This is a genomic window from Mycobacterium sp. PS03-16 (genome assembly GCF_004570325.1).
Taxonomy (GTDB): Bacteria; Actinomycetota; Actinomycetes; order Mycobacteriales; family Mycobacteriaceae; genus Mycobacterium.
Window position 1 is genome coordinate 133,807 of sequence record NZ_SPQO01000003.1, and the last position, 23,430, is coordinate 157,236.

Here is a 23,430-nt window from a genome sequence, read left to right on the forward strand (position 1 = left end):
TCCACCCGGTCGGCGGCGTCGAATATCCCGAGCACGCCGACGGAGGGAGAACCATGGGCATCGAGTACCGCAGCGTCGTCGAACACCCGCTCGACGAGGTGTTCGCCTGGCACACCCGGCCCGGCGCCATGCGGCGACTCGTCCCGCCGTGGCAGCCGATGACCGTGGTGGCCGAGACGGCGTCGCTGGCCGACGGGCAGGCCGTCCTGGGGCTGCCCGGGGGGCTGCGGTGGATCGCCCAGCACGTCGGTGAGTCCTACGACCCGCCGCACCGTTTCGTCGACGTCCTGTCCTCGGCCGGGCCGCGGTCGCTGCCCCCGCGGGTGATCGGCTGGTGGCGCCATACGCACGACTTCGCCGAGGCCGGGCCGGGCCGCACCCTCGTGCACGACCGGGTCGACACCACCGTGCCCGGCGCCGCGCTGCGCTCGACATTCGTCTACCGGCACCGGCAGCTCGCCGACGACCTCGCCGCGCACCGCGACGCCGCACAGGCCGGCTGCGCACCGCTGACCGTCGCGGTCACCGGCGCGTCCGGGCTGGTCGGCAGCGCGCTGACCGCGATGCTGACCAGCGGCGGCCACCGCGTCATCCGGTTGGTGCGGCGGCCGGCCGGCGGCCCGGACGAGCGGCAGTGGGATGTGTGCCGCCCGGCCCGCGATCTGCTCGCCGGGGTGGACGCCGTCGTACACCTGGCCGGGGCCTCGATCGCCGGGCGCTTCACCGCAGGGCACAAGGCGGCGATCCGCGACAGCCGTATCGACCCGACCCGCTGGCTGGCCGAGGCGGCCGCCACCGCCGGCGACGGGCCGCGCACCTTCGTCAGCGCCTCGGCGATCGGGTTCTACGGCCATGACCGCGGGGACGCGGTGCTCAGCGAGGACAGCGTGCGCGGCGACGGCTTCCTGGCCGACGTCGTCGACGACTGGGAGGCCGCCACCGCGCCGGCCGCCGAGGCGGGCCTGCGGGTGGTGACCGTGCGGACCGGCATCGTGCAGGCCGCGGCGGGCGGCACACTGCGGCTGTTCCGGCCGCTGTTCGGTGCCGGGCTGGGCGGCCGGCTCGGCAGCGGGCGGCAGTGGCTGTCGTGGATAGGGCTCGACGACCTGCTCGACGTGTACTACCGGGCGCTGTGGGACGAGGATCTGCGCGGACCGGTCAATGCCGTTGCACCCGAACCGGTGCGCAACGCCGAGTACGCGACGGCGCTCGCCGGTGTGCTGCACCGGCCGGCGCTGCTGCCGGTGCCGTCACTGGGACCGCGGCTGATCCTCGGCGCGCAGGGGGCCCGCGAACTGGCCGAGGCCGATCAGCGGGTGCTGCCGGCGAAGCTCACCGCCCGCGGGCACCGGTTCCGGCACCCGCGCATCGAGCAGGCGCTGGCACATCAACTCGGGCACGGCACCGAGGACACATAGGACAGGAACCCGCCCACCAGCCGGTGCAGGCGCTCGGCGGCGTCGGGCTGCAATTCGTCTGTCACGGCGAGCAATTCGTCGTGGTCGAGGCCCATGCGCAAAGCGTCGCCGTCGCGGTCGTCGGCCAGCCAGTCCGCCACCAGGGCGCGGTCCACCTCGGGGTGGAACTGTAACGCCAACGCGCGGTCGAGCACGAACGCCTGCGACGCATGGGCCGTGCCGGCGATCTCCACCGCGCCGGGCGGCACCGTCCACCGGTCGAAGTGCCATTCGAACCATGGTCCGGGCGGAATGAGGTCGGGCCGCTCCGAACGCACCTCGCACCACCCGATCTCGGGCTCGGGGGAGCGGCAGACGCTGCCGCCGAACGCCTGCGCGATGAGCTGTCCGCCGAAACACACCCCCAGCAGCGCCACCCCGGCGGCCGCCGCGTCGCGCAGCATCGCCGTCTCGGCGCCCACCCAGGCGGCGCGCAGGGCGTCGTCGTACACCGGCCACCGCGCGCCCAGCGGCACGATGACGTCGTAGGCGCGCGGGTCCGGGAACGTCACCTCGATCGCCGGAGCCTCCGCGTGCTCGGCCGGCACCACGCAGAAGGTGTCCACGTCGAAACCGAGGTCGGTGAACGCGTCGCCGAGGAGCGCTTCCGGTGCGGTCGGATCGTTGTGCAGGAACAGGACGGTCGGGGCCACCCGACCATTATCGGTGCGGTGCGGGCGGCGCGTGGTCGGGAGCCAGTTCGGTGGCGATGCGGGCGAACACCGTCTGCGCGGCGTTGGTGTATCCGCCCTCGTCGTCGAACGCCTCGGGTGCGAAGGTGACCACCACGGCGACGGCCAGCCGGCGCGCCGGCAGATACGCCTCGACCGCGGCGTACCCGGCGAGCATGGGGTTCTGCAGCAGCCAGTCACCGGAGATCACGACGCCCAACCCGTAGGTGTAGCGGTCGTCCATCGGCGCACAGGTCGGGCAGCCGGGCTGGGCGCGGGTGCGGCCGCGCAGCTCCGTCGACACCATCAGCCGGTGGGACTCCGGGGACAGCAGCGTTCCGCGGCCGATGGCCACCGCCGTCGCCTCCAGATCGGCGATCGTGGAGGTTTGCACCGCGCCGTGGGTGATGGTCCACGACGGGTTCCAGAAGGTCGAGTCCTCGTAAAACTCTGTGCCGGGCGGGATTCCGAGTGCCTGCCGGCGTTCGGAGCTGTAGGCGTGCAGTACCGGCGCCGGGATCTGCGCGGTCAGCGACGGCCGGGTGGCGTCGAGACCGAGCGGTCCGAGCACCCGCTGTGCGAGCAGCTCGGCCATCGGGCGGCCGGTCGCCTGCTCGAGCGCGAGGCCGCGCAGCAGATAGTTGGTGTGGGCGTAGTTCCAGTTCGTGCCCGGTTCGTAGAACAGCGGCCGGTGCACGGCGAAGTCGAGGAGCTCGCGGGTGGTCCACGCCCGGAAGGGGTCGGCGTAGAACGCGGCGTCGAAGGCGTCGTTGCCCAGGACGAAATCGTGGTAGCCCGAGGTCATCTGCGCCAGCTGGCGCAATGTGACGCGGTCGGCGTGCGGGATGTCGGGCACCCAGCGCGCCAGCGTGTCGTCGAGGCCGACCGTCCCCTCCTCGGCGAGCATCAACAGCAGCGTCGCGACATAGGAGATCGCGACGGCGCCGTTGCGGAAATGCATGTCGGTGGTGGCCGGCACCCCGGTCATCGACTCGCCTACCGCGCGGGTGAGGAGTTCCTCGCCGTCCTCGGTGACCCGCACGATCGCGGCCTTCAGGTGCGCGTCGGCCATCGTCTCCTCGACGATGCGCAGCACGGCCGCAGCGCGGGCGTCGCCGGGTGATGAGCCTGCCGTCGTGCACCCCGCGAGCACCCCGGCCACAGTCAGAAGCGCGGCGACGCGGCGAACCAGGGGCACACCCACGATCGTGGCAGAGTCATCGGGCCGCCGACGCCGTTTCGACTACCATCGGGGCACCTACGCAACAGCCGCTCGTCCTCGTGCTTCTGGCGGTCACGGCCGTCGTCGTCCAGACGGTGGTGATCAGGAGGTGGCATGACGGAGACATCCGACTGGTTCCTGACCGCCGAGGAGCGCGGTAACCCGTCTTCCCGGCTGCCCGCGTACTGCGACGGCAACAGAGCCGAACCGCTGATCCACGGCGCCGCGTACTTCGACGCGCTGGCCACCGAGGTGGAGGCGCTGGGTCCCGGCGATCACCTGTTCTTCACCGACTGGCGCGGGGACCCGGACGAGAAGATGCGCGATGACGGCCCGACGATCCGCGAACTCTTCTGCTCGGCGGCCGAACGCGGTGTGGTCGTCAAGGGGCTGGTGTGGCGTTCGCACCTGGACAAATTCGCCTACAGCGAGGAGGAGAACCAGCACCTCGGCGAGGCGATCGAACGCGCCGGCGGTGAGGTGCTACTCGACCAGCGGGTCCGGGTGGGCGGCTCCCATCACCAGAAACTGGTGGTGATCCGCCACCCCGGCGCACCGGAGCGCGATGTGGCGTTCGCGGGTGGGATCGACCTGTGCCACTCGCGGCGCGATGACGCCTCACACCGCGGCGATCGGCAGGCGGTGCAGATGTCGAAGCGCTACGGCGAGCATCCGCCGTGGCACGACGCGCAGTTGCGGTTGCAGGGTCCCGTCGTGGGCGCGCTCGACGCCACCTTCCGCGAGCGCTGGAACGACCCCGCGTCGCTGGACATGCTCAACCCGTTGGCGTGGCTGCGCGACCGGCTGCGCGGCGCCGATATGAACGCCGACCCGCTCCCCGAGCAGCCGCCCGATCCGTCGGCGTGTGGTCCGCACGCGGTGCAGGTGCTGCGCACCTATCCCGACGGGCGCTTCGAGTACGACTTCGCCCCGCATGGGGAGTTCAGCGTGGCCCGCGGCTACACCAAGGCGGTCAAGCGCGCGCGCCGGCTCATCTACCTCGAGGACCAGTACCTGTGGTCGCGGCAGGTGGCGAACCTGTTCGCAGAGGCGTTGGCCGACAACCCGGATCTGCATCTGGTGGCGGTGATCCCGCGGTATCCCGACGTCGACGGCCGGCTGGCGCTGCCGCCGAATCAGGTGGGCCGCAAACAGGCGATCGAGGTGTGCCAGAAGGTGGATCCCGACCGGGTGCACGTGTTCGACATTGAGAACCACGCCGGCACCCCGGTGTACGTCCACGCCAAAGTGTGTGTGGTGGACGACGTGTGGGCGTGCGTGGGCAGCGACAACTTCAACCGGCGGTCGTGGACGCATGACAGTGAGCTGTCGTGTGCGGTGCTCGATGCCACCCGCGACGACCGGTCGCCGCGTGACCCCGCCGGAACCGGCGACGGCGCGCGAGTGTTCGCGCGGGATCTGCGGCTGCAACTGATGCGGGAGCACCTCGACCGCGCGGCCGACGGCAGCGAGGACGGCGGGTTGGTCGACCCTGACGACGTGGTGCGCGAGATGACTTCTGCCGCAGAGGATCTGGACGAATGGTATGCCGGCGGCTGCCGCGGTCCACGCCCGCCGGGGCGGCTGCGCCCGCACCGCACCGAGGAGCTCGGGCGCCTCACGCGGATGTGGGCGGTGCCGGTGTACCGCACGATGTACGACCCGGACGGGCGGTCGTATCGGGCGCGGCTGAAGGGCCGGTTCTGATCAGTGCCCGGCGTCGAACCACAGGGGCAGCGTCCGCGGTCCGCTGATGCCGGTCAGCGGTTTCCACGGTGAGCTGCCCGCCCGGCGGGGATGCGGCATGCGGGTGAGCAGCACGGTCAGCGCCTCGACCAGTTCGGTGCGCGCCAGATGTGACCCGAGGCAGTAGTGGATCCCGCCGCCGAAGGTGAGCATCGCCGCCGCGCCGTCGCGGGTGACGTCGAGCCGGTCGGGCTGGTCGAACACCGCCGGATCGCGGTTGGCGGCGGCGATGTTGACGATGATCGTCTCGCCCGCGCAGAGGTGCAGGCCGGGTAGGTCGACGTCGGCGCGGGCGGTGCGCATGGTGGTGAAGATGACCGGGCTGAACCGCATGAGTTCCTCGACCGCATGCGGGATCAGCGCGGGGTTGGCCGCCAAGGTCTCCCACTGGTCCGGGTGATCGCACAGCACGTCGATGGCCGCGGCGAGCTGATTGCGGGTGGTGTCGGTACCGGCCATCAGCAGGCCGCCCGCCAGCATCAGCAGTTCGTCGTGGGTCAGGTGGTCACCGTCCACCTCGGCGCGGATGAGGTCGGAGAACAGGTCGTCGGTCAGCGCATCGCGCCGGGCTCGCACCAGGGCGTCGTTGTAGGCGTCGAGCTCCATCCAGGCGCGGTCGATGGCGTCGGCGTCCTCGGCGATGTTCCAGTCGAACACCTTGAAGATGTCGTCGGCCCATGACGAGAACCGCGGCCAGTCGCGCGCCGGTGCGCCGAGCAACGCGCAGATCACCGGGATGGGGTAGGGGCGGGCGACGTCGGCGACGATGTCGACCGTACCCGATGCGCTGTGCGGATCGACCAGGTCGTTGATGACCTCCACGCAGGTATCCCGCAGGCGGGCAGAGGCTTTCGGGGTGAACGCCTTGCACACCAGGCGCCGCAGCCGGTGGTGGTCGGCGCCGTCGAGGCTCAGCAGGTTGGCCACCACCCGGTCCCACACCGGCCCCGAGGTGACCCCCTGCGCTGCGAGGACGAGGCCGCGAGGAGTGGCGAACCGGTCGTCGCGCAGCACCGTGCGGGCCAGCTCATAGGTCAGGATCTCCGGTCCGTGCGGCCCGTGCGCGACGGGCCCGCGCCGGCGCGCCTCGGCCAGCAGGCGGTGCGCGTCCTCCGGGTCGGGTGAGTTCTCGTAGTCGAGCGTGGGCACCGGGGCCTCGAGCACGGTCATGATCAAGTTCAGCGTGGGCCGCCGGTCCGTCGCATCGTCCGAACGGATGAGGTTCGGATGTGCATGGAGTTATCCCCAGCGGCGAGTTCATCCACAGGCCATCCGGTGTGGGTGCGGGGAAGTGAGGTTCGTGTCGGACCGGCTGAACAGAGTGGGGACATGTTCGAGGACCTCGATGATGCGGCGGTGGTCGCGGTGATCGAGGCTCAGGCGCGGGCGGAGGCGGTGGCGGGGGCGGCGCGGTTGGCGGCGATCGCGGAGTTGGCGGCTCGGCGCGGGGTCAACGATGACGAGGAGGCCCGCCGGAAGTGGGTGGTGGATCCGTGGGCGGCGACGGCTGCGGAGGTGGGAGCGGTGCTGGGGATCGGTCCGCGGGCGGCGTCGCGGGAGATGCGGATCGGTTTGGCGTTGCGTGAGCATCTGCCGGCGGTGGCGAGGTTGTATGCGGCGGGAGAGGTGTCGTCGCGGGTGGTGTCGATGGTCACCTGGCGGACCCGGTTGGTGGATGACGCGGCGGTGTGGGCGGGGATCGATGCCGCGGTGGCGGAGAAGGTGGCGGGGTGGGGGCGGTTGTCCGCGTCGCGGTTGGAGCGCGCTGTCGATGCGGTGATTGAGCGATTCGATCCGGTGGCGGTGGTTCGAGCGCAGATCGCGGCGCGGGATCGGGATGTGGTGGTCGGGGCGTCGGGGGATGCGGCGGTGACGACCTCGGTGTGGGGGCGGTTGTTGGCCTCCGATGCGGAGTTGTTGCGGCGGCGGTTGGCGGTGATGGCGGGCGGGGTCTGTGACAGCGATCCGCGTACGGCCAAGCAGCGTCGGGCGGATGCGTTGGGGGCGTTGGCGGCAGGCTCGTGGGTGTTGGCGTGTCAGTGTGGGCTGACGGATTGTCCGGCTGCGAAGCGTGATGATGCTGCGGCGCAGAACGTGGTGGTGCACATCCTGGCCAACCATGCCGCCCTGGCCGCTGCGCAGGCCGACGCCGCCAAGGCGAAGGCTGCCCAGGCGAAGGAACGGTCTGCCACAGCGCCGCAGTCGAATTCGTCGCCTCCGGCGCCGGGGTCAGCGATCAGTGCGGGTGCCGCGTTGTCGGGGGATGGTCCGTACTCCGTTGCCGGGGCCATGTGTCCGGATGGGGTGGCGATGATGATCGGTGGTGGGGTGGTGCCCACGCCGCTGCTGGCCGCGCTGCTGGCGCGCGGCGCCAAGGTCGTGGAGATCACGCGTCCCGGCGAGGAGCCCGAACCCCAGTATCGGCCGTCGGCCAAGCTGGCGCGATTTGTGCGGATGCGGGATATGACCTGCCGCTTCCCCGGATGTGACCGCCCGGCGCAGTACGCCGATCTCGACCACACGATCGCCTACCCCGACGGGCCGACGCATCCGTCGAACCTCGACGCGAAGTGCCGCGAACACCACCTGCTCAAGACCTTCTGGACCGGTGAGAACGGCTGGAGCGTCGCGCAAGCACCCGACGGCACCGTCTCATGGACCACGCCGACCGGCCGCAAGATCACCACCAAACCCGGAAGCGCTCTGCACTTCCCTGAGTGCGACACCACCACCGCGGCGCTAGGGCCGCCCCCGGAACACGTCCGCACACCCGGTCCACAGCGCGCCCTGAAGATGCCCACCCGCCGGCGCACCCGCGCCGCGGCACGCACAAACCGCATCCGGGCCGAACGCGCCCGCAACCACGCCTACCTCACCCAACGTGAGCGGCCGCCGCCTACGGGCTGACGCGATACCGTCGTTCCGGCCGGCCGGCCCCGTACTGCAGCCGCAGTTCGAGCACACCGGTGCTCAGGTAGTGCTCGAGGTAGCGCCGCGCGCTGACCCGCGAGATGCCCACCTGCTCAGCGCATTCCGTCGCTGACACCTCACCGGCCGCCCGTACCGCGTCCAGAACCAGCCGCCCGGTCTCCACGCCGAGTCCCTTGGGCAGCGGCTCGTCGGCGCCCCCGCCCGCGCGGCCGAACAGCGAGTCGATCAGCGACTGGTCGGCCCCGCGCGCCGACTCCAGCGCAGAGGCGCGCGCCGCGAACGCCTCCAGCTTCGCGCGCAGCTGCGGGAACTCGAACGGCTTGATCAGATAGTCGGCCGCCCCGCCGTCGAGGGCGCCGCTGACCGTGTCGAGTTCGCGGGCGGCGGTGATCATGATGACGCCGACGCGGTCACCGTCCGAGCGCAGGCGCTGCAGCACGTCGAGGCCCGTCATATCCGGCAGATACACGTCGAGCAGGATCAGGTGCGGACGCAGATCGGCCGCGGCGCGCAGCGCGTCACCGCCGGTATGCGCCACGCCCACGGCGCGATACCCATCGACCCGGTCGACGAACCGGCGGTGGATGTCGGCCACCATGAAATCGTCGTCGACAATCAGCACGTCACGCATGCGCGGCCACCCGCGTCAACGGCAGCCGCACCGCGAACACCGCGCCGCCGTCGGGCCGGTCGGACACCGCCACCTCGCCGCCGTGCTGTGCGGTCACCAGCCGCACCAGCGCCAACCCGATGCCGCGACCACCCGGCTCATCCGGTTTCGACGTCACCCCCCGTGCGAAGATCGTCTCCCGAAGATGCTCGGGCACACCGGGTCCGGTGTCGGACACCGTGATCGACAAGCCGGCGGAGTCGTCGATGCGGACGGTGACGCGGGCCTGCCCCGAACCCACCGACACGTCGACCGCATTGTCGATCAGGTTGCCCAGCAACGTGATCACATCGGTCGCCAGCGCCGGCTCGAGCGCCGACAGGTGCGACTCCGGGTCGATCGTCAACCGCACACCGCTCTCGGCGGCCAGCGTGGTCTTGGCGATCAGCAGCGCCGCCACCGCAGGATCGGCGATCCGGCGCGTCACCGCGTCGCTGATCTCCGCGCGGCGCCGGGTCAGCTCGCCGATCAGCGCGCGCACCGCGTCGTACTCGCCGAGTTCCACCAGCCCGGAGATCGTGTGCAGCTGGTTGGCGAACTCGTGGGTCTGGGCCCGCAGGGTGTCGGTGACGCTCTTGTGCGACGACAACTGGGCCTGCAGTGCCGCCAACTCGGTGCTGTCGCGCATCGTCGTCACCGTACCGATGCGCCGGCCGCCGCTGGAGGCCGCGCGCCGGTTCATCGCCAGCACGCGGGTCCGCGTGGCGAGCACCACGTCGCGTTCGTCCTCACCGGAGAGCAGGAAGTCGGCGACCGCGTCGTCGAGGCCGAGCGACTCGACGCGCGAGCCCACCGCGGCCGCCGGCAGCCCGAGCAGGTCCTGGGCACTGTCGTTGAGCAGCGTGACCATCCCGTCGGTGTTCACCGCGACCACCCCTTCACGGATGCTGTGCAGCAACGCCTCCCGGTGATCGGCCAGCACCGCGATCTCGGCCACCTCCAACCCGCGGGTGTGCCGCTTGATGCGGCGCGACAGCAGCCACGAGGCCAGCATGCCCAGCGCCGCGCCCAGGCCCAGATACACCAGCAGCCGCTCACCGGCGCGGCTGAGCAGCTCCCACACCGACGGATACGGTTCGCTGACCGAGGCGATCGCCAGCACCTCGCCGCGCGTGGACAGCACCGGCACCTGCCCGGTCAGGCTGTGCACACCGTCGATGTCGTCGTCACCAAACCACGCCCGGCCCTCGTCGGCGCGCGTCACCGACAGGTCGGCGCGGGCGCCCACCCGCGACGGATCCGACGAGGCGACCACGCGCCCGTACGGGTCGAGGATCTCGGCGAGCCCGGCCCCCGACAGCGCCACCGCCCGGTCGACCTCCGGCGCGAGCACCCGCGCGGCGAACGGATCGGCCAACCGGTCCCGCACCACCGGGGTCGACGCCACGTTCTCGGCGACCGCGATCATCCGCTGCCCGCGGACGTCACGGAACTCGCGGGTCGACTGCGCCACCGACACCGCGCCGACGGCGAGCAGCACCACCGCAACCACCAGCATCTGGAACAGCAGGAACTGACCGGCCAGGCTGCGCCGGCTGAACAGCCGCAGCGACGGCGTCGGTGAACTCAACGACCACAACTTCCTTTGCGTCCGAATCAGTGACTCACGTCACGTCGCGGGTCCAGTATTGCTCCACACACACTCTCGCTGATTGGGGACGACAGTGAAACGAAGACTGGCCGGACTGCCGAAGGCACTGGCCGTCGCCATGATCGCCGCGCTGCTGCTGACCGCGTGCGGCGTCACCCGTGGCGAGGACGAGAACCAGGGTCTGCACCGGCTGCGCATGATGGTGCCCAACAGCCCGGGCGGCGGATACGACCTGACGGCGCGCACCGCGGTGAAGATCATGGAGGACACCGACATCACCGGGCGCATCGAGGTGTTCAACGTGATCGGCGCCGGCGGCACCGTCGCCATGGCCCGGCTGATGAACGAGCGTGGCAACAACGACCTGATGATGACGATGGGGCTCGGCGTGGTCGGCGCCACCTACACCAACGGCTCCAACATCAAGGCCTCCGACGCCACCGCGCTGGCCAAGCTGATCGAGGATCCGGGCGCGATCTTCGTCCCCGCCGACTCGCCGTTCCAGACCGTGCAGGACTTCATCACCGCCTGGAAGGCCGACCCGTCGCAGGTGACGATCGGCGGGGGCTCGTCGCCCGGCGGACCCGACCACCTGTTCCCGATGGAGACCGCCGAAGCCGTCGGGGTGGATCCGCGTCAGGTCAACTTCATCACCTACGACGGCGGCGGTGACCTGCTCACCGCGCTGCTGGGCAAGAAGATCACGGTCGGCACGTCGAGCCCGGGCGAGTTCATCGACCAGATCGAGGCCGGGCAGCTGCGGGTGCTCGCGGTGTCCAGCGAGGAGCGCGTGGAGGGCATCGACGCACCGACCCTCAAGGAGTCCGGCGTCGATCTGACCTTCGCCAACTGGCGCGGGGTGCTGGCCCCGCCCGGCATCTCCGAGGACGCCAAACAGAAGATGCTGCGCGCGCTGGAGGAACTGCACGCCAGCGAGCAGTGGAAGGAGGCGCTGGTGGAGAACGGCTGGACCGATGCGTTCGTCACCGGTGAGGCCTTCGAGCAGTTCCTCGTCGAACAGGACAACCGGGTCTCGTCGACCCTGACCGAATTGGGGCTGGTATGAGCGACGACATCTCGGTGACCGGCGAGACTTCGCCGGGCGAGAAGCGAATCGATAAGGCGCAGTATCTGGTCTGCGCGGTGCTGGTCGCCGTCGGCGCGTTCCTCATCGTCGATGCGGCCAGCCTGACCGAGGGATTCGCCAAGGTGGACCCGGTCGGTCCCAAGCTGTTCCCGATCGTCATCGGCGTGGTGCTGATCGCGCTGGCGGTCGTACTGGCCGTGGCGATCCCGCGCGGCTCGGTCGGTGAGGCCGACGCCGGCGAGGACGTCGACCCCGACGCCCCGAGTGACTGGCGCACGGTGGGGCTGCTGGTCGGCTTGTTCGTGGTGGTGATCCTGACCGTGATCCCGCTGGGCTGGGTGATCTCCGGTGCGCTGCTGTTCTCCGGAGCGGCGGCCATCCTGGGCAACCGGCACTGGGTCCGCAACATCGCGATCGGGCTGGTGCTCGCGCTCGTCAGCTTCTACGCGTTCTACTCCGGGCTCGGAATCCCGCTGCCCGCAGGCATTCTCGACGGGATCCTCTGACATGAACAATCTGGACTGGCTCCTTGCGGGTTTCGCGGAGGCCGCGACTCCGATGAACCTGCTGTACGCCGTCATCGGCGTGCTGCTCGGCACCGCGGTCGGTGTCCTGCCGGGCATCGGGCCGGCGATGACGGTCGCGCTGCTTCTCCCGGTGACCTACAACGTCAGCCCCAGCGCGGCGTTCATCATGTTCGCGGGCATCTTCTACGGCGGCATGTACGGCGGGTCGACGACGTCGATCCTGCTCAACACCCCGGGCGAATCGTCGTCGGTGATCACCGCCATCGAGGGCAACAAGATGGCCAAGGCCGGCCGCGCCGCCCAGGCACTGGCCACCGCGGCGATCGGCTCGTTCGTCGCGGGTGCGATCGGCACCGCGCTGTTGGCCGCGTTCGCCCCGCCGATCAGCCGCTTCGCGGTGACGCTCGGTGCCCCGTCGTATCTGGCGATCATGGTGTTCGCGCTCGTCGCCGTCACCGCGGTGCTGGGCGCCTCGAAACTGCGCGGTGCGATCTCGCTGTTCCTCGGCCTGGCGATCGGGGTGGTCGGCATCGACTTCCTCACCGGACAGCCCCGCGCGACGTTCGGCCTGCCGCAGCTGTCGGACGGCATCGACATCGTGGTGATCGCGGTGGCGATCTTCGCCGTCGGCGAAGCGCTCTGGGTGGCGGCGCATCTGCGGCGGCGGCCGGCCGACGTGATCCCCGTCGGGCGACCGTGGATGAGCCGCAGCGACTTCGGGCGGTCCTGGAAGCCGTGGCTGCGCGGCACCGCGTACGGTTTCCCGTTCGGGGCACTGCCGGCCGGCGGCGCGGAACTGCCGACGTTCCTGAGCTACATCACCGAGAAGCGGCTCTCCAAGCACAAGGAGGAGTTCGGTAAGGGCGCCATCGAAGGTGTCGCCGGTCCCGAGGCCGCCAACAATGCCTCGGCCGCAGGCACGCTGGTGCCGATGCTGTCGCTGGGCCTGCCCACCAACGCGACCGCCGCGGTGATGCTGACCGCGTTCGTGTCCTACGGGATCCAGCCCGGCCCCACGCTGTTCGAGAAGGAGCCGCTGCTGATCTGGACGCTGATCGCGAGCCTGTTCATCGGCAACCTGTTGCTGCTGCTGCTCAACCTGCCCCTGGCGCCGCTGTGGGCCCGGTTGCTGCGCACCCCGCGGCCGTACCTGTACGCCGGCATCCTGTTCTTCGCCACCCTCGGGGCGCTGGCCGTCAACATCCAGCCGCTCGACCTCGCGCTGCTGTTGATCTTCGGTCTGCTCGGGCTCATGATGCGCCGCTTCGGCCTTCCGGTGCTCCCGCTGATCATCGGCGTGATCCTCGGACCGCGCATCGAACGCCAACTGCGCCAGAGCCTGCAGCTCGGCGGCGGCGACTGGTCGAGTCTGTTCACCGAGCCGGTCGCGATCATCACCTACATCCTGATGGCGATCCTGCTGCTGATGCCGCTGGTGTTGCGGCTGATGCACCGCAGCGAGGAGACGCTCCTGATCGTCGAAGACGACCGTGACCAGCGTGAGAAGGCGGTGCACCAGTGATCGTCATCGGCTACAGCGCAGACCGGTTCGGCCGGGCCGCCCTCGAACACGGCATCACCGAGGCCAAACGCCGCGACACCAGCCTGCTGGTGGTCAACGCCACCTCGGGGGAGTCCTACGTGGATCCCCGCTTCGCCCGGGAGGACGAGGTGCACGACGTCGAGGCGCGCCTCGCCGAATGCGGGGTCCCCTACGAGCTCACCCAGCCGGTCGGGGTGGATGCCGCCGAGGAATTGCTGCGGGTGATGGACCGGCCCGACGCCGAACTGCTGGTGCTCGGGATCCGCTACCGCAACCCGGTCGGCAAGCTGCTCCTGGGCAGCGTGTCGCAGCGGCTGCTGCTCGAATGCCAGAAACCGGTCCTGGCGGTCAAGCCGACGGACTGACCGCCCCCGGTGTCACCAGGCGGCAAGGATTTTCGCACCGATCTGGTCGGCGATCCGAACGGCTGAATCGGCGGGATCGGCACTGCAGGTGTTGACGTCGACGATCACGTTGTTGCGCAGCGCCAGCGCCCGGCCGCACGCCCAGCCGGGCGCACTGGCGTCGCGCATGGTGGCGGTGACGCTCAACGTGTTGTCGGCGTTGGAGACCGGCCCGGGCGTCCACTGCGACCCACTCTGGGTGTGCGAATACTCGCGGCACGCCGGCCATTGCTGGGCGGAGGCGTCGAAGAACGCCTGCGCCTTCTCGGCGTACGGGAACAGCACCACCGCCTGCTTGAGGTAGTGGGTGAAGTCGTCACCGTTGTTGAGGCTGACGTCGCGTTCGGCCCGGAACCCGCTGTCGGCGTAGACCAGCGCCTCGCCGGCGCCATCGACGGCCAGGCATTCCCGCGGCTCCATGATCGCGCTGTTGTCGGCCATCTCGGTGCGCGATTCGGTGACGACCATCGCGGGCACGCCCATCGCGGCGGCCGCCTCCTCGGGGAGCAGCAGCAGACCGGACAGTTCCCGTTCCACCAGCGGACGGGGGATCAGCGTGCGGGTGGGCGTCGTGGTCTGGGCATTGCTCGTGGTGCCGCACCCGGCGATCAGCAGACAGATGCCCGCGAGGACAAGTGAATGGCGCATGCCTGAATGGTGCGGCGCGGAGGCGATCGAGGACACCGATCCGGCGGCGTGTCGAGGTCACGATGCGCCGGTTTTCTGATAACGGATCGGCCGCCGGCGGGTGGGGTGAAAACGTCACACGGGGACATCCCGGGGTGATCTCTGTGTAACATCGGCCCTGTTTCATATTGGTGAACGTTGTTCCCTGCTGTGAAATGGAGCGCCGATGGAGGCAACCATCCCGTCCCTCGAAGACCTCTGCCGCGACACGGACACCACGTTCGTGCTCGCGCTGTTCGTCGACCTGGTCGGCAAGCCCTGCGCAAAGCTGGTGCCGGCGTCGGCGATGCACGAACTCGCCACCGCAGGAGCCGGTTTCGCCGGCTACGCGGTGGGCGCGATGGGACAGACGCCGAAGGATCCCGACCTCGTCGCGATCCCCGACCCCGCCTCGTTCACCCCGATCCCGTTCGTCAAACCGGGCCTGGCTCTGGTGCACTGCGACCCGCACGTCAACGGCGAACCGTGGCCGTTCGCGCCGCGCAACATCCTCAAGAACCTGATCCAGCAGGCGGCCGACGCCGGCTTCGAGCCCTGGGTCGGCGCCGAGGTCGAGTACTTCCTGCTGACCCGCAACGCCGACGGCTCCCTGACCACCGCCGACGCCTCGGACACCGCCGCCCGACCCTGTTACGACGCGCGCGGGGTGACCCGGATGTACGACCACCTGACAGCCATCTCGACCGCGATGAACACGCTCGGCTGGTCGAACTACGCCAACGACCACGAGGACGGCAACGGCCAGTTCGAGCAGAACTTCCAGTTCGCCGACGCACTGACCACCGCCGACCGCGTCATCACGCTGCGCTACCTGCTGTCGATGATCGCCGCCGAACGCGGCATGGTCGCGACGTTCATGCCCAAACCGTTCGCCGACCGCACCGGCAGCGGCCTGCACCTGCACCTGTCGCTGACCAGCGGCGGCAATCCGGTGTTCCCCGCGGTCGACGAGGACGCCCGCGGCCTCGGGTTGTCGGCGACGGCGTACGGGTTCATCGCCGGCCTGCTCGACCACGCGTGCGCCCTGCAGGCGCTGATCGCGCCGACGGTCAATTCCTACAAACGCACCGGCGCCACCTCGACCACCTCCGGGGCATCCTGGGCGCCGCGAACCGCGACCTACGGCGGCAACGACCGCACGCACTACATCCGGGTCCCCGACGATCAGCGCATCGAGCTGCGGGGCGGCGACGGCTCGGCCAACCCCTACCTGGCCATCGCCGCCGCGCTGGGCGCCGGCATCGACGGCATCAAGCGCAGCGCCGACCCGGGGGAGATCGGCGCCATCGCCGACGGCCGCGCGACGCTGCCGCCGACGCTGCTGCACGCCGTCGACGACCTGGCCGCCGACGCCGTGGTCGCCGGCGTGCTGGACACCCTGGCCGACGGCCCGACCGTCTCGGAGTACTTCGCCGGCCTCAAGCGCGACGAGTTCTTCGCCTACCACGGCGCGGTGTCGCCGTGGGAGATCGACCAGTACCTGACGGCATTCTGACCGGCCCGACGCGCCGAACGAAGGAGAGACAACGTATGTGCGGGATAGTGGGGCTGCATCTGCGTAACCCCGACCTCAGACCGCGGCTGGGGCAGCTGCTCACCGAGATGCTCGGCGAAATGTCCGATCGCGGAGCAGATTCGGCGGGGGTGGCGGTCTACGGTGACCCCACCTGGTCGCCGCCCGGCCAGGGCTGTGTGTCGCTGCTCGGCGTGCACGACAGCGCCGAGGACATCGCCGCGGCCACCGAGGCCCGCGTGCACAGCCCGGTCACCGTCACCCCGATCGGCGCCACCTACCAGCTGTCCGCCGCCGTCGACACCGACCTGCTGCTGGCCGCCGCGCGCGAGGTCTGCCCCGACGCGCTGGTCGCCGGCTTCGGGCAGGACCTGACCGTGCTCAAGGGCGTCGGTCACCCGCGAGAGCTGACGCGGCAGTGGGGGCTGGCGTCGGCGGGCGGGTGGCAGGGTGTCGGGCACACCCGGATGGCCACCGAATCGGCGGTCACCCCGTCGGGTGCCCACCCGTACGCGGTCGGACCGGGCCAGTGCCTGGTGCACAACGGGTCCTTCGCCAACCACGCCACCATCCGGCGGGACCTCATCGCCGCCGGTGCCCAGTTCGACAGCGAGAACGACACCGAGGTGGGGGCGCGCTTCGTGGCTCACCAGCTGGCGTCCGGACGCGACGTCGAGACCGCGCTGAAGGAGCTGTGCGCGACCTTCGACGGCTTCTACACGCTGCTGGTCTCCAACCGCGACTCGTTCGCGGTGGTCCGCGACGCGATCGCGTGCAAACCGGCCGTCATCGCCGAAACCCCCGACTGGGTGGCGATGGCGAGTGAATACCGCGCGCTGGCCGGCCTGCCCGGCGTCGCGCAGGCCCAGATCTGGGAACCCGAACCCGAGGTGGTGTACGCATGGACCAGGTGATCCGACGTTTCGACCTCGCCGAAACCCCGCTGCGCGAGATCAATTCGGCGCTGCACCAGCCGGGACTGGCCGGGGAGTTCACGATCGCGAACCCGGCCGGCGCGCACAACGTCGCCGTCGGCCTCGACGCCCCGGTGAAGGTGACCGTCGACGGCCACGTCGGCTACTACGCGGCCGGGATGAACAAGCAGGCCGAGGTGACGATCGCCGGCAACGCCGGCACCGGAGTCGCCGAGAACATGATGAGCGGCAGCGTGTGGGTGACCGGGAACGCCTCGCAGTCCGCGGGCGCCACCGCGCACGGCGGCCTGCTGGTCATCGAGGGCAACGCCGCCGCCCGGTGCGGCATCTCGATGAAGGGCGTCGACATCGTCGTCGGCGGCAACGTCGGCCATATGAGCGCGTTCATGGCCCAGGCCGGCCGCCTGGTTATCCGCGGCAACGCCGGTGAGGCGCTGGGCGATTCGATCTACGAGGCCCGGATCTACGTCCGCGGCGAGGTCGACTCGCTGGGTGCGGACTGCGTGGCCAAGGAGATGCGCGACGAACACCACACCGAGCTGGCCCAGCTGCTCAAGGCCGCCGGCTTCGACGACGACGACACCGCCGCGTACACCCGCTACGGGTCGGCCCGTTCCCTGTACCACTTCCACGTCGACAATGCGAGTGCCTACTGACATGACCGAACCCACTTTCGACAGCGACACCCGCGCGCGGCGCGGGCTGCGCGAATCGGCCACCTTCGACCGCGCGACCATCGCCGGGATCCAGCGGGCCGCCGAGACCGGCATCTACGACATCCGCGGGTGGGGCGCCAAGCGCAAGCTGCCGCACTTCGACGACCTGCTGTTCCTGGGCGCCTCCATGTCCCGGTATCCGTTGGAGGGCTACCGCGAACGATGCGGCACCGACGTCGTGCTCGGCGGCCGGCACGCCAAACATCCGCTACACCTGGATATCTCGGTGACGATCGCCGGGATGAGCTTCGGCGCGCTGTCCGGGCAGGCCAAGGAGGCGCTGGGCCGCGGCGCCAGTGAGGTGGGCACGTCGACCACCACCGGCGACGGCGGGATGACCCCCGAGGAGCGCGGGCAGAGCAAGAGCCTGGTCTACCAGTACCTGCCGTCGCGGTATGGTATGAACCCCGACGACCTGCGCAAGGCCGATGCGATCGAGGTGGTGCTCGGGCAGGGCGCCAAACCGGGCGGTGGCGGAATGCTGCTCGGCCAGAAGATCTCTGAACGCGTCGCCGGGATGCGCACCCTGCCGCAGGGCATCGACCAGCGCAGCGCGTGCCGGCACCCCGACTGGACTGGACCCGACGACCTGGCCATCAAGATCAGCGAGCTGCGGGAGCTGACCGACTGGGAGAAGCCGATCTACGTCAAGGTCGGCGCCACCCGCACCTACTACGACGTCAAACTCGCGGTGCACGCCGGCGCGGACGTCGTCGTCGTGGACGGCATGCAGGGCGGCACGGCCGCCACCCAGGACGTCTTCATCGAGCACGTCGGTGTCCCGACGCTGGCGGCCATCCCGCAGGCGGTGCAGGCGCTGTCCGAGCTCGGGATGCACCGCACCGGGGTGCAGCTGATCGTCTCCGGCGGCATCCGCACCGGGGCCGACGTGGCCAAGGCGCTGGCGCTGGGCGCCGACGCGGTCGCGATCGGCACCGCGGCGCTGATCGCGCTGGGCGACAACGACCCGAAGTATGCCGCGGAGTACGAGAAGCTGGGCAGCGCCGCCGGGTTCTACGACGACTTCCAGGACGGCCGCGACCCGGCGGGCATCAGCACCCAGGACCCGGAACTGGCCGCGCGGCTGGACCCGATCGCGGCGGGCCGTCGCCTGGCCAACTACCTGCGCGTGCTCACCATGGAGGCCCAGACCATCGCCCGCGCGTGCGGCAAAGCCCATGTGCTGCACCTTGAACCGGAGGACCTCGTCGCGCTCACCATCGAATCGGCCGCCATGGCGCGGATCCCGCTGGCCGGCACCACCTGGATTCCCGGGCTGACCGGAGCCGGGCTGTGAGCGAGACCGCCGGCGTCGTGATCGTCGGGGGCGGACTGGAGGGCGCCGCGGCGGCGTGGGCGCTCGCCGAGCGCGGTCACACCGACGTCACGGTGCTGGAGGCCAACACCGTCGGCTCGGGCATGACCGGCAAATCCAGCGGGATCGTCCGGTGCCACTACGGCGTCAGCTCACTGGCCGCCATGGCGACCGTCGGTCTGGAGGTGTTCGAGAAGGCCGACGACATCTTCGGCACCGACATCGGCTTCCGCCAGACCGGCTACGTCGTCGGCGTCAGCGACGCGAACGCCGAGAACATGCGCAAATCGCTGGTCGCCCAACGCGCGGTCGGGGTCGAGACCGAGGAGATCGACCGCTCCGAGGTCGCGAAGATGTGGCCGTGGGCCGATCTGGAACCGTTCGGCGCGTTCGGCTGGGAGGCGCGCGGCGGTTACGGCGACGCCTACCAGACCGCACAGGCCTTCATCGTGTCGGCGCGGGCGGCCGGTGTCCGGCTGCGGCAGGGCTCCGAGGTTCGCGGCCTGCTCATCGACGGCGACCGGGTGCGCGGCGTGACGCTGGCCGACGGCAGTGAGATGCACGCCGACACCGTGGTGGTGGCCACCGGTGCATGGACGCGACCGTTCCTGCAGCCGTACGGCATCGACGTCCCGATCCAGGTGCACCGCGAACAGATCGTGATGGTGTCCCCGGGGATCGAGCTGGGCGACGTGCCGGTGTTCTCCGATCTGGTGTCGCTGCAGTACGTGCGGCCCGACGTGAACTCGGAGATCCTGTTCGGCAACTCCGACCTGGCCGATCTGGAGATCGCCGACCCGGACCGCTACCTCAACCGGGCCGACGAGGCGTTCATCGACCTGACCGTCGACAAGATCAGCACCCGCTTCCCGGGGTTCACCGACGCGTCGATCACCTCGAGTTACGCCGGCTGCTACGACGTCACCCCGGACTGGAACCCGGTGATCTCGCGCACCGGTGTCGACGGGCTCGTGGTCGCGGCGGGCTTCAGCGGCCACGGCTTCAAGATCGCGCCCGCGGTCGGCCGCCTGGTCGCCGACCTGGTGGTCGACGGATACAGCAACGACCCGCAGATCCCCGAATCCGACTTCCGGCTCACCCGCTTCGCCGAGGGCGACCTGCTCACGACCCGGTTTCCGTACGTGGGCGCGGGCGAGATGCGGTGAGCGGGTCGAACGCAACGGGCTAGGTGCTGATCCGGATGGTGCCGTCGACGTCGGCCACGCGGTATGAGCGCACCGACAGACCGCTGCCCGACACCTCGGCGCCGGTGCACAGGTCGTAGGCGTAGTTGTGCAGAGGGCACACCACCACGCGGTCGTCGGTCAGTCCGTCGGCCAGGGGGCCGCCGCGGTGCGGGCACACCGCGGCCAGTGCCCGCAGCGACCCGTCGCGCATCCGGTACACCGCCACCTGCTGATCGTCCACGGCGTACGTGCGGCCCTCGCCGACGGGGATCTCGTCGGTGCGGCCCACCTCGACGCTCACCGCACCGGCACCTGGGGGAGCGGCAGCAGCGGCAGCGCCGAGCGGAACTGTCCTTCCGTCACCGGATCCCGGCCGTCGCGCCAGGGGTCGCGGTAGGCGTCGACGGAGCGCTGCATCCGCGCGTCGAGGTCTGCGGCGATCCCGTCGTGGTCCTCGACCACGATCTCGCGGATCCGGTCGATCCCGAGGCGCGGTACGAACGCGTACGTGCGTTCCAGCCAGTTCGCGGTTTCGCGGTAGTACTGCAGGAACCGCCCGGTCAGCGTCATCACCTCCGCCGGCGAGTCGACGGTGGCCAGCAGGTCGCCCTTGCGGACGTGGGCTCCCGCCGCACCGCCGACGTAGATCTCCCAGCGGCCACCCTCGATCGCGACCACGCCGAGGTCCTTGCACAGCGCTTCGGCGCAGTTGCGCGGGCACCCGGTCACCGCGAGCTTCATCTTGGCCGGGCTGGACAATCCCTGGTAACGCTCCTCGATCGCGATGCCCAGCGCCGTCGAATCACCGACTCCGTAGCGGCAGAAGTCGGTGCCGACGCACGTCTTCACCGTGCGGAAGCTCTTGCCGTAGGCGTATCCCGACGGCATGTCCAGATCAGCCCATACCGCAGGCAGATCCTCCTTGCGCACCCCGAGCAGGTCGATGCGCTGGCCGCCGGTCAGCTTGATCATCGGGATCGCGTATCTGTCGGCGACGTCGGCGATCCGGCGCAGCTGCCAGGAACTGGTCACACCGCCCTTCATCTGTGGCACCACCGAGAACGTCCCGTCGCGCTGGATGTTCGCGTGCACCCGGTCGTTGATGAACCGGGCGTCGCGTTCGTCGACGAACTCGTCGGCCCACATGGTCTCCAGCAGTGACGCCAACGCCATCTTGGAGCCGGCGTCCACCCTGCCGTGCGGAGCCAGCGCGGCGAACACCGAGGACACCGAGTGCAATTCGAGCTCCCGGATGTGCCTCATCAACGTCGGTTTGTCGTACGGCACGCCCGGCACGTACCACGACGCGGACGGATCCACCGTCACCGCATCGCCGGCCGCCCACTCGACGATCTGGCCCACCAGCTCCTTGCACGAGCCGCAGCCCTTGCCCGCCCTGGTCTTGGCCATCACGCCCGCCACCGAAGTGTCACCGTCGCGTACGCACCCCACGAGCGCACCCTTGCTGACACCGTTACAGTTGCACACCTGCGCGTCGTCGGCGAGTTCGGCGACGCCGACCTCGACGTCGGGGGTGCCGATGTCGAACATCAGCGACACCCGCTCGTCGGGCAGCGGTAGGCCGCTGTCGAACGCCTGGGTCAGGAACGACACCTTGCTGACGTCGCCGAGCAGCGTCGCGCCGACCAGCTTGTTGTCGCGGATCACGATCGTCTTGTACACGCCGTGCCGTGGCTCGGAGTACTGCACGAACTCGTCGTCGGGCAGCTCGGGCGTCTTGATGCCCATCGAGGCGACGTCGACCCCGGCCACCTTCAGCTTCGTCGCGGTGCGCGACCCGTGGTAGGCGGCCGCGGGATCGGCGCCCGTCAGATGGGCGGCCAGCACGCCGGCCTGTTCCCACAGCGGTGCCACCAGCCCGTAGACCTGACCGCGATGCTGGGCGCATTCGCCGACGACGTAGATGTGGTCGTCGTCCACCGAGCGCATGTGGTCGTCGACGACGATCGCGCGTTCGACGGTCAGCCCGGCACGTTGGGCGAGGCCGACATTCGGCCGGATCCCCGCCGCGATCACCAGCATGTCGCAGGCGATCTCGCTGCCGTCGGCGAAGACGATGCCGCACAGCGCGCCCGCCTCGTCGGTGCGGACCTCGGTGGTGCGTCTGGCCATGTGCACGGTGATGCCGAGACGCTCCACCGAGCGCCGCAGAATCGCCCCCGCGGCGTCGTCGAGCTGGGCGTTCATCAGCACCGGCCCGGCGTGCACCACGTCGACGGCCAGGCCGCGGTTCTGCAGTCCACGCGCGGCTTCCAGGCCGAGCAGTCCGCCGCCGATCACCACCGCCTTGGTGCGGTGTTCGGCCTCGTAAATCATGCCCAGGCAGTCGTCCAGCGTCCGGAATCCGAACACCCCGTCGGTGAGCGTCTTGTCATCGGCCCACAGCCCCGTCATCGGCGGGAAGAAGGACCGGCTACCGGTGGCCAGGATGAGGTCGTCGTAACGAAGCACCGTGCCGTCGTCGGCGTGCACGAGATGGGCGAACCGGTCGATCTTGACCACCCGCACCCCGGCCCGCAGATCGATGCCGTGGTCGGCGTACCAGTCGACGGGGTTCAGGTAGATCTCGGAGGTATCGTCGCTGCCTGCCAGCACATTCGACAGCAGGATGCGGTTGTAGTTGCCGTACGGTTCGTCGCCGAACACCGTGATCTCGAACAGAGCGCCACCACCGCGGGACAGGACCTCCTCGATGGCGCGGACGCCGGCCATGCCGTTGCCGACCACCACCAGCCGTCGGGCCATCAGATCTCCACCAGACCGAGATCGACCACCACGGTGCCCGCACAGCCGACGGGGGCGGCGACGAACAACTCGAGCACCGTGTCGCCGAGGAGGTCCTCGACCACCCGCAGTGCCACATGGGTGGCCCCCTTGGCGGCGATCGGGAAGTACCGCATCGGCGTACCGTCGCGGTACAGCACCACGGTGATCATCTCGTCACTGGAGTTGCCGCCGCGGAAGTACACGGGCTGGGTCACCGAACCGGCGGGGACCACGTACCGCAGTGACGCGTCGACCGACATCGGTTTGTCCAGGCCGTTGCCCTCGAACTCGAAGGGACCCTGCAGGAATCGGGGAACGCTTCCATCGCTCACCCTTGGCGACGGTAGGCAGCCGATGTTGCCGGGCCGTTTCCGCCGCGCTTCGTCTCGGGGTCGCGGCGGCTCACGGCGCGGCTCCGGGTGCGGTGAGCAACCGTTTTCG

The 23,430-nt window shown here is 70.2% G+C and carries 21 protein-coding genes; 12 read left to right on the forward strand and 9 right to left on the reverse strand.

Features of this window, described 5'->3' with window-relative positions; all coding sequences use genetic code 11:
* Nucleotides 1–53 precede the first annotated feature (53 nt).
* Nucleotides 54–1,418, forward strand: coding sequence for a TIGR01777 family oxidoreductase (locus E4P42_RS03760; protein ID WP_135123155.1), 1,365 nt, complete (start codon nucleotides 54–56; stop codon nucleotides 1,416–1,418).
* On the opposite strand, the gene E4P42_RS03765 is transcribed toward E4P42_RS03760, so the two are convergent.
* A complete protein-coding gene (locus E4P42_RS03765) occupies nucleotides 1,388–2,110 on the reverse strand; it encodes a type 1 glutamine amidotransferase (protein ID WP_135123157.1) in 723 nt (240 codons plus the stop codon). The two genes, E4P42_RS03760 and E4P42_RS03765, sit on opposite strands and share 31 nt — an antisense overlap.
* Before the next feature lie 7 nt (nucleotides 2,111–2,117).
* Entirely contained in the window at nucleotides 2,118–3,326 is a 1,209-nt protein-coding gene (locus E4P42_RS03770) for a serine hydrolase (protein WP_135123159.1), read from the reverse strand.
* Between the two features lie 138 nt (nucleotides 3,327–3,464).
* Here E4P42_RS03770 and E4P42_RS03775 point away from each other — a divergent pair, with 138 nt between their 5' ends.
* The gene (locus E4P42_RS03775) at nucleotides 3,465–5,057 is read left to right on the forward strand and encodes a phospholipase D-like domain-containing protein (protein ID WP_135123161.1); all 1,593 of its coding nucleotides are present in this window, start codon (nucleotides 3,465–3,467) and stop codon (nucleotides 5,055–5,057) included.
* On the opposite strand, the gene E4P42_RS03780 is transcribed toward E4P42_RS03775, so the two are convergent.
* Complete coding sequence (locus E4P42_RS03780) at nucleotides 5,058–6,266, reverse strand: cytochrome P450 (protein WP_135123163.1); 1,209 nt, start codon at nucleotides 6,264–6,266, stop codon at nucleotides 5,058–5,060.
* A gap of 159 nt (nucleotides 6,267–6,425) precedes the next feature.
* Between E4P42_RS03780 and E4P42_RS03785 the strand changes: the two genes are divergently transcribed.
* Entirely contained in the window at nucleotides 6,426–8,003 is a 1,578-nt protein-coding gene (locus tag E4P42_RS03785) for an HNH endonuclease signature motif containing protein (RefSeq protein ID WP_135123165.1), read from the forward strand.
* Here E4P42_RS03785 and E4P42_RS03790 read toward each other — a convergent pair.
* The gene (locus E4P42_RS03790) at nucleotides 7,993–8,658 is read right to left on the reverse strand and encodes a response regulator (protein WP_135123167.1); all 666 of its coding nucleotides are present in this window, start codon (nucleotides 8,656–8,658) and stop codon (nucleotides 7,993–7,995) included. The genes E4P42_RS03785 and E4P42_RS03790 overlap by 11 nt on opposite strands.
* The gene (locus tag E4P42_RS03795) at nucleotides 8,651–10,195 is read right to left on the reverse strand and encodes an ATP-binding protein (protein ID WP_135123439.1); all 1,545 of its coding nucleotides are present in this window, start codon (nucleotides 10,193–10,195) and stop codon (nucleotides 8,651–8,653) included. Before E4P42_RS03795 ends, E4P42_RS03790 begins: the two co-directional genes overlap by 8 nt.
* 211 nt (nucleotides 10,196–10,406) lie before the next feature.
* Here E4P42_RS03795 and E4P42_RS03800 point away from each other — a divergent pair, with 211 nt between their 5' ends.
* From E4P42_RS03800 to E4P42_RS03815, 4 genes are read left to right on the forward strand one after another with little or no spacing between them, the layout of a single operon-like run.
* Entirely contained in the window at nucleotides 10,407–11,354 is a 948-nt protein-coding gene (locus tag E4P42_RS03800; protein ID WP_135123441.1) for a tripartite tricarboxylate transporter substrate binding protein, read from the forward strand.
* On the forward strand, nucleotides 11,351–11,881 hold the full coding sequence (locus E4P42_RS03805) for a tripartite tricarboxylate transporter TctB family protein (protein WP_135123168.1): 531 nt from the start codon (nucleotides 11,351–11,353) through the stop codon (nucleotides 11,879–11,881). The genes E4P42_RS03800 and E4P42_RS03805 overlap by 4 nt, the downstream gene beginning before the upstream one ends.
* A gap of 1 nt (nucleotide 11,882) precedes the next feature.
* On the forward strand, nucleotides 11,883–13,424 hold the full coding sequence (locus E4P42_RS03810) for a tripartite tricarboxylate transporter permease (RefSeq protein WP_135123170.1): 1,542 nt from the start codon (nucleotides 11,883–11,885) through the stop codon (nucleotides 13,422–13,424).
* On the forward strand, nucleotides 13,421–13,810 hold the full coding sequence (locus E4P42_RS03815; protein ID WP_135123172.1) for a universal stress protein: 390 nt from the start codon (nucleotides 13,421–13,423) through the stop codon (nucleotides 13,808–13,810). The genes E4P42_RS03810 and E4P42_RS03815 overlap by 4 nt, the downstream gene beginning before the upstream one ends.
* 12 nt (nucleotides 13,811–13,822) lie before the next feature.
* Here the strand turns inward: E4P42_RS03815 and E4P42_RS03820 are convergent, their stop codons facing one another.
* Nucleotides 13,823–14,497 carry a sensor domain-containing protein gene (locus tag E4P42_RS03820; RefSeq protein WP_135123174.1) on the reverse strand — a complete coding sequence of 225 codons (675 nt, stop codon included), beginning with the start codon at nucleotides 14,495–14,497 and terminating at the stop codon, nucleotides 13,823–13,825.
* A gap of 205 nt (nucleotides 14,498–14,702) precedes the next feature.
* Between E4P42_RS03820 and glnT the strand changes: the two genes are divergently transcribed.
* The 5 genes from glnT to E4P42_RS03845 are packed head-to-tail and all read left to right on the forward strand — an operon-like array spanning nucleotide 14,703 to nucleotide 20,181.
* The gene (glnT, locus tag E4P42_RS03825) at nucleotides 14,703–16,031 is read left to right on the forward strand and encodes a type III glutamate--ammonia ligase (RefSeq protein WP_135123176.1); all 1,329 of its coding nucleotides are present in this window, start codon (nucleotides 14,703–14,705) and stop codon (nucleotides 16,029–16,031) included.
* Between the two features lie 35 nt (nucleotides 16,032–16,066).
* Nucleotides 16,067–16,963: a glutamine amidotransferase gene (locus E4P42_RS03830; protein WP_135123178.1), complete on the forward strand. Its 897-nt coding sequence runs from the start codon at nucleotides 16,067–16,069 to the stop codon at nucleotides 16,961–16,963.
* The gene (locus tag E4P42_RS03835; protein ID WP_135123180.1) at nucleotides 16,951–17,640 is read left to right on the forward strand and encodes a protein glxC; all 690 of its coding nucleotides are present in this window, start codon (nucleotides 16,951–16,953) and stop codon (nucleotides 17,638–17,640) included. The genes E4P42_RS03830 and E4P42_RS03835 overlap by 13 nt, the downstream gene beginning before the upstream one ends.
* A gap of 1 nt (nucleotide 17,641) precedes the next feature.
* Nucleotides 17,642–18,997 carry an FMN-binding glutamate synthase family protein gene (locus tag E4P42_RS03840; protein ID WP_135123182.1) on the forward strand — a complete coding sequence of 452 codons (1,356 nt, stop codon included), beginning with the start codon at nucleotides 17,642–17,644 and terminating at the stop codon, nucleotides 18,995–18,997.
* Nucleotides 18,994–20,181: an FAD-binding oxidoreductase gene (locus E4P42_RS03845; protein WP_135123184.1), complete on the forward strand. Its 1,188-nt coding sequence runs from the start codon at nucleotides 18,994–18,996 to the stop codon at nucleotides 20,179–20,181. The genes E4P42_RS03840 and E4P42_RS03845 overlap by 4 nt, the downstream gene beginning before the upstream one ends.
* 19 nt (nucleotides 20,182–20,200) lie before the next feature.
* Here E4P42_RS03845 and E4P42_RS03850 read toward each other — a convergent pair whose 3' ends face one another.
* The 3 genes from E4P42_RS03850 to E4P42_RS03860 are packed head-to-tail and all read right to left on the reverse strand — an operon-like array spanning nucleotide 20,201 to nucleotide 23,321.
* Nucleotides 20,201–20,503, reverse strand: a complete 303-nt coding sequence (locus E4P42_RS03850) for a Rieske 2Fe-2S domain-containing protein (RefSeq protein WP_135123186.1) — start codon at nucleotides 20,501–20,503, stop codon at nucleotides 20,201–20,203.
* A complete protein-coding gene (nirB, locus tag E4P42_RS03855) occupies nucleotides 20,500–22,968 on the reverse strand; it encodes a nitrite reductase large subunit NirB (protein ID WP_135123188.1) in 2,469 nt (822 codons plus the stop codon). The genes E4P42_RS03850 and nirB overlap by 4 nt, the downstream gene beginning before the upstream one ends.
* Nucleotides 22,968–23,321, reverse strand: a complete 354-nt coding sequence (locus tag E4P42_RS03860; RefSeq protein ID WP_135123190.1) for a molybdopterin oxidoreductase — start codon at nucleotides 23,319–23,321, stop codon at nucleotides 22,968–22,970. The genes nirB and E4P42_RS03860 overlap by 1 nt, the downstream gene beginning before the upstream one ends.
* Nucleotides 23,322–23,430: the final 109 nt, after the last annotated feature.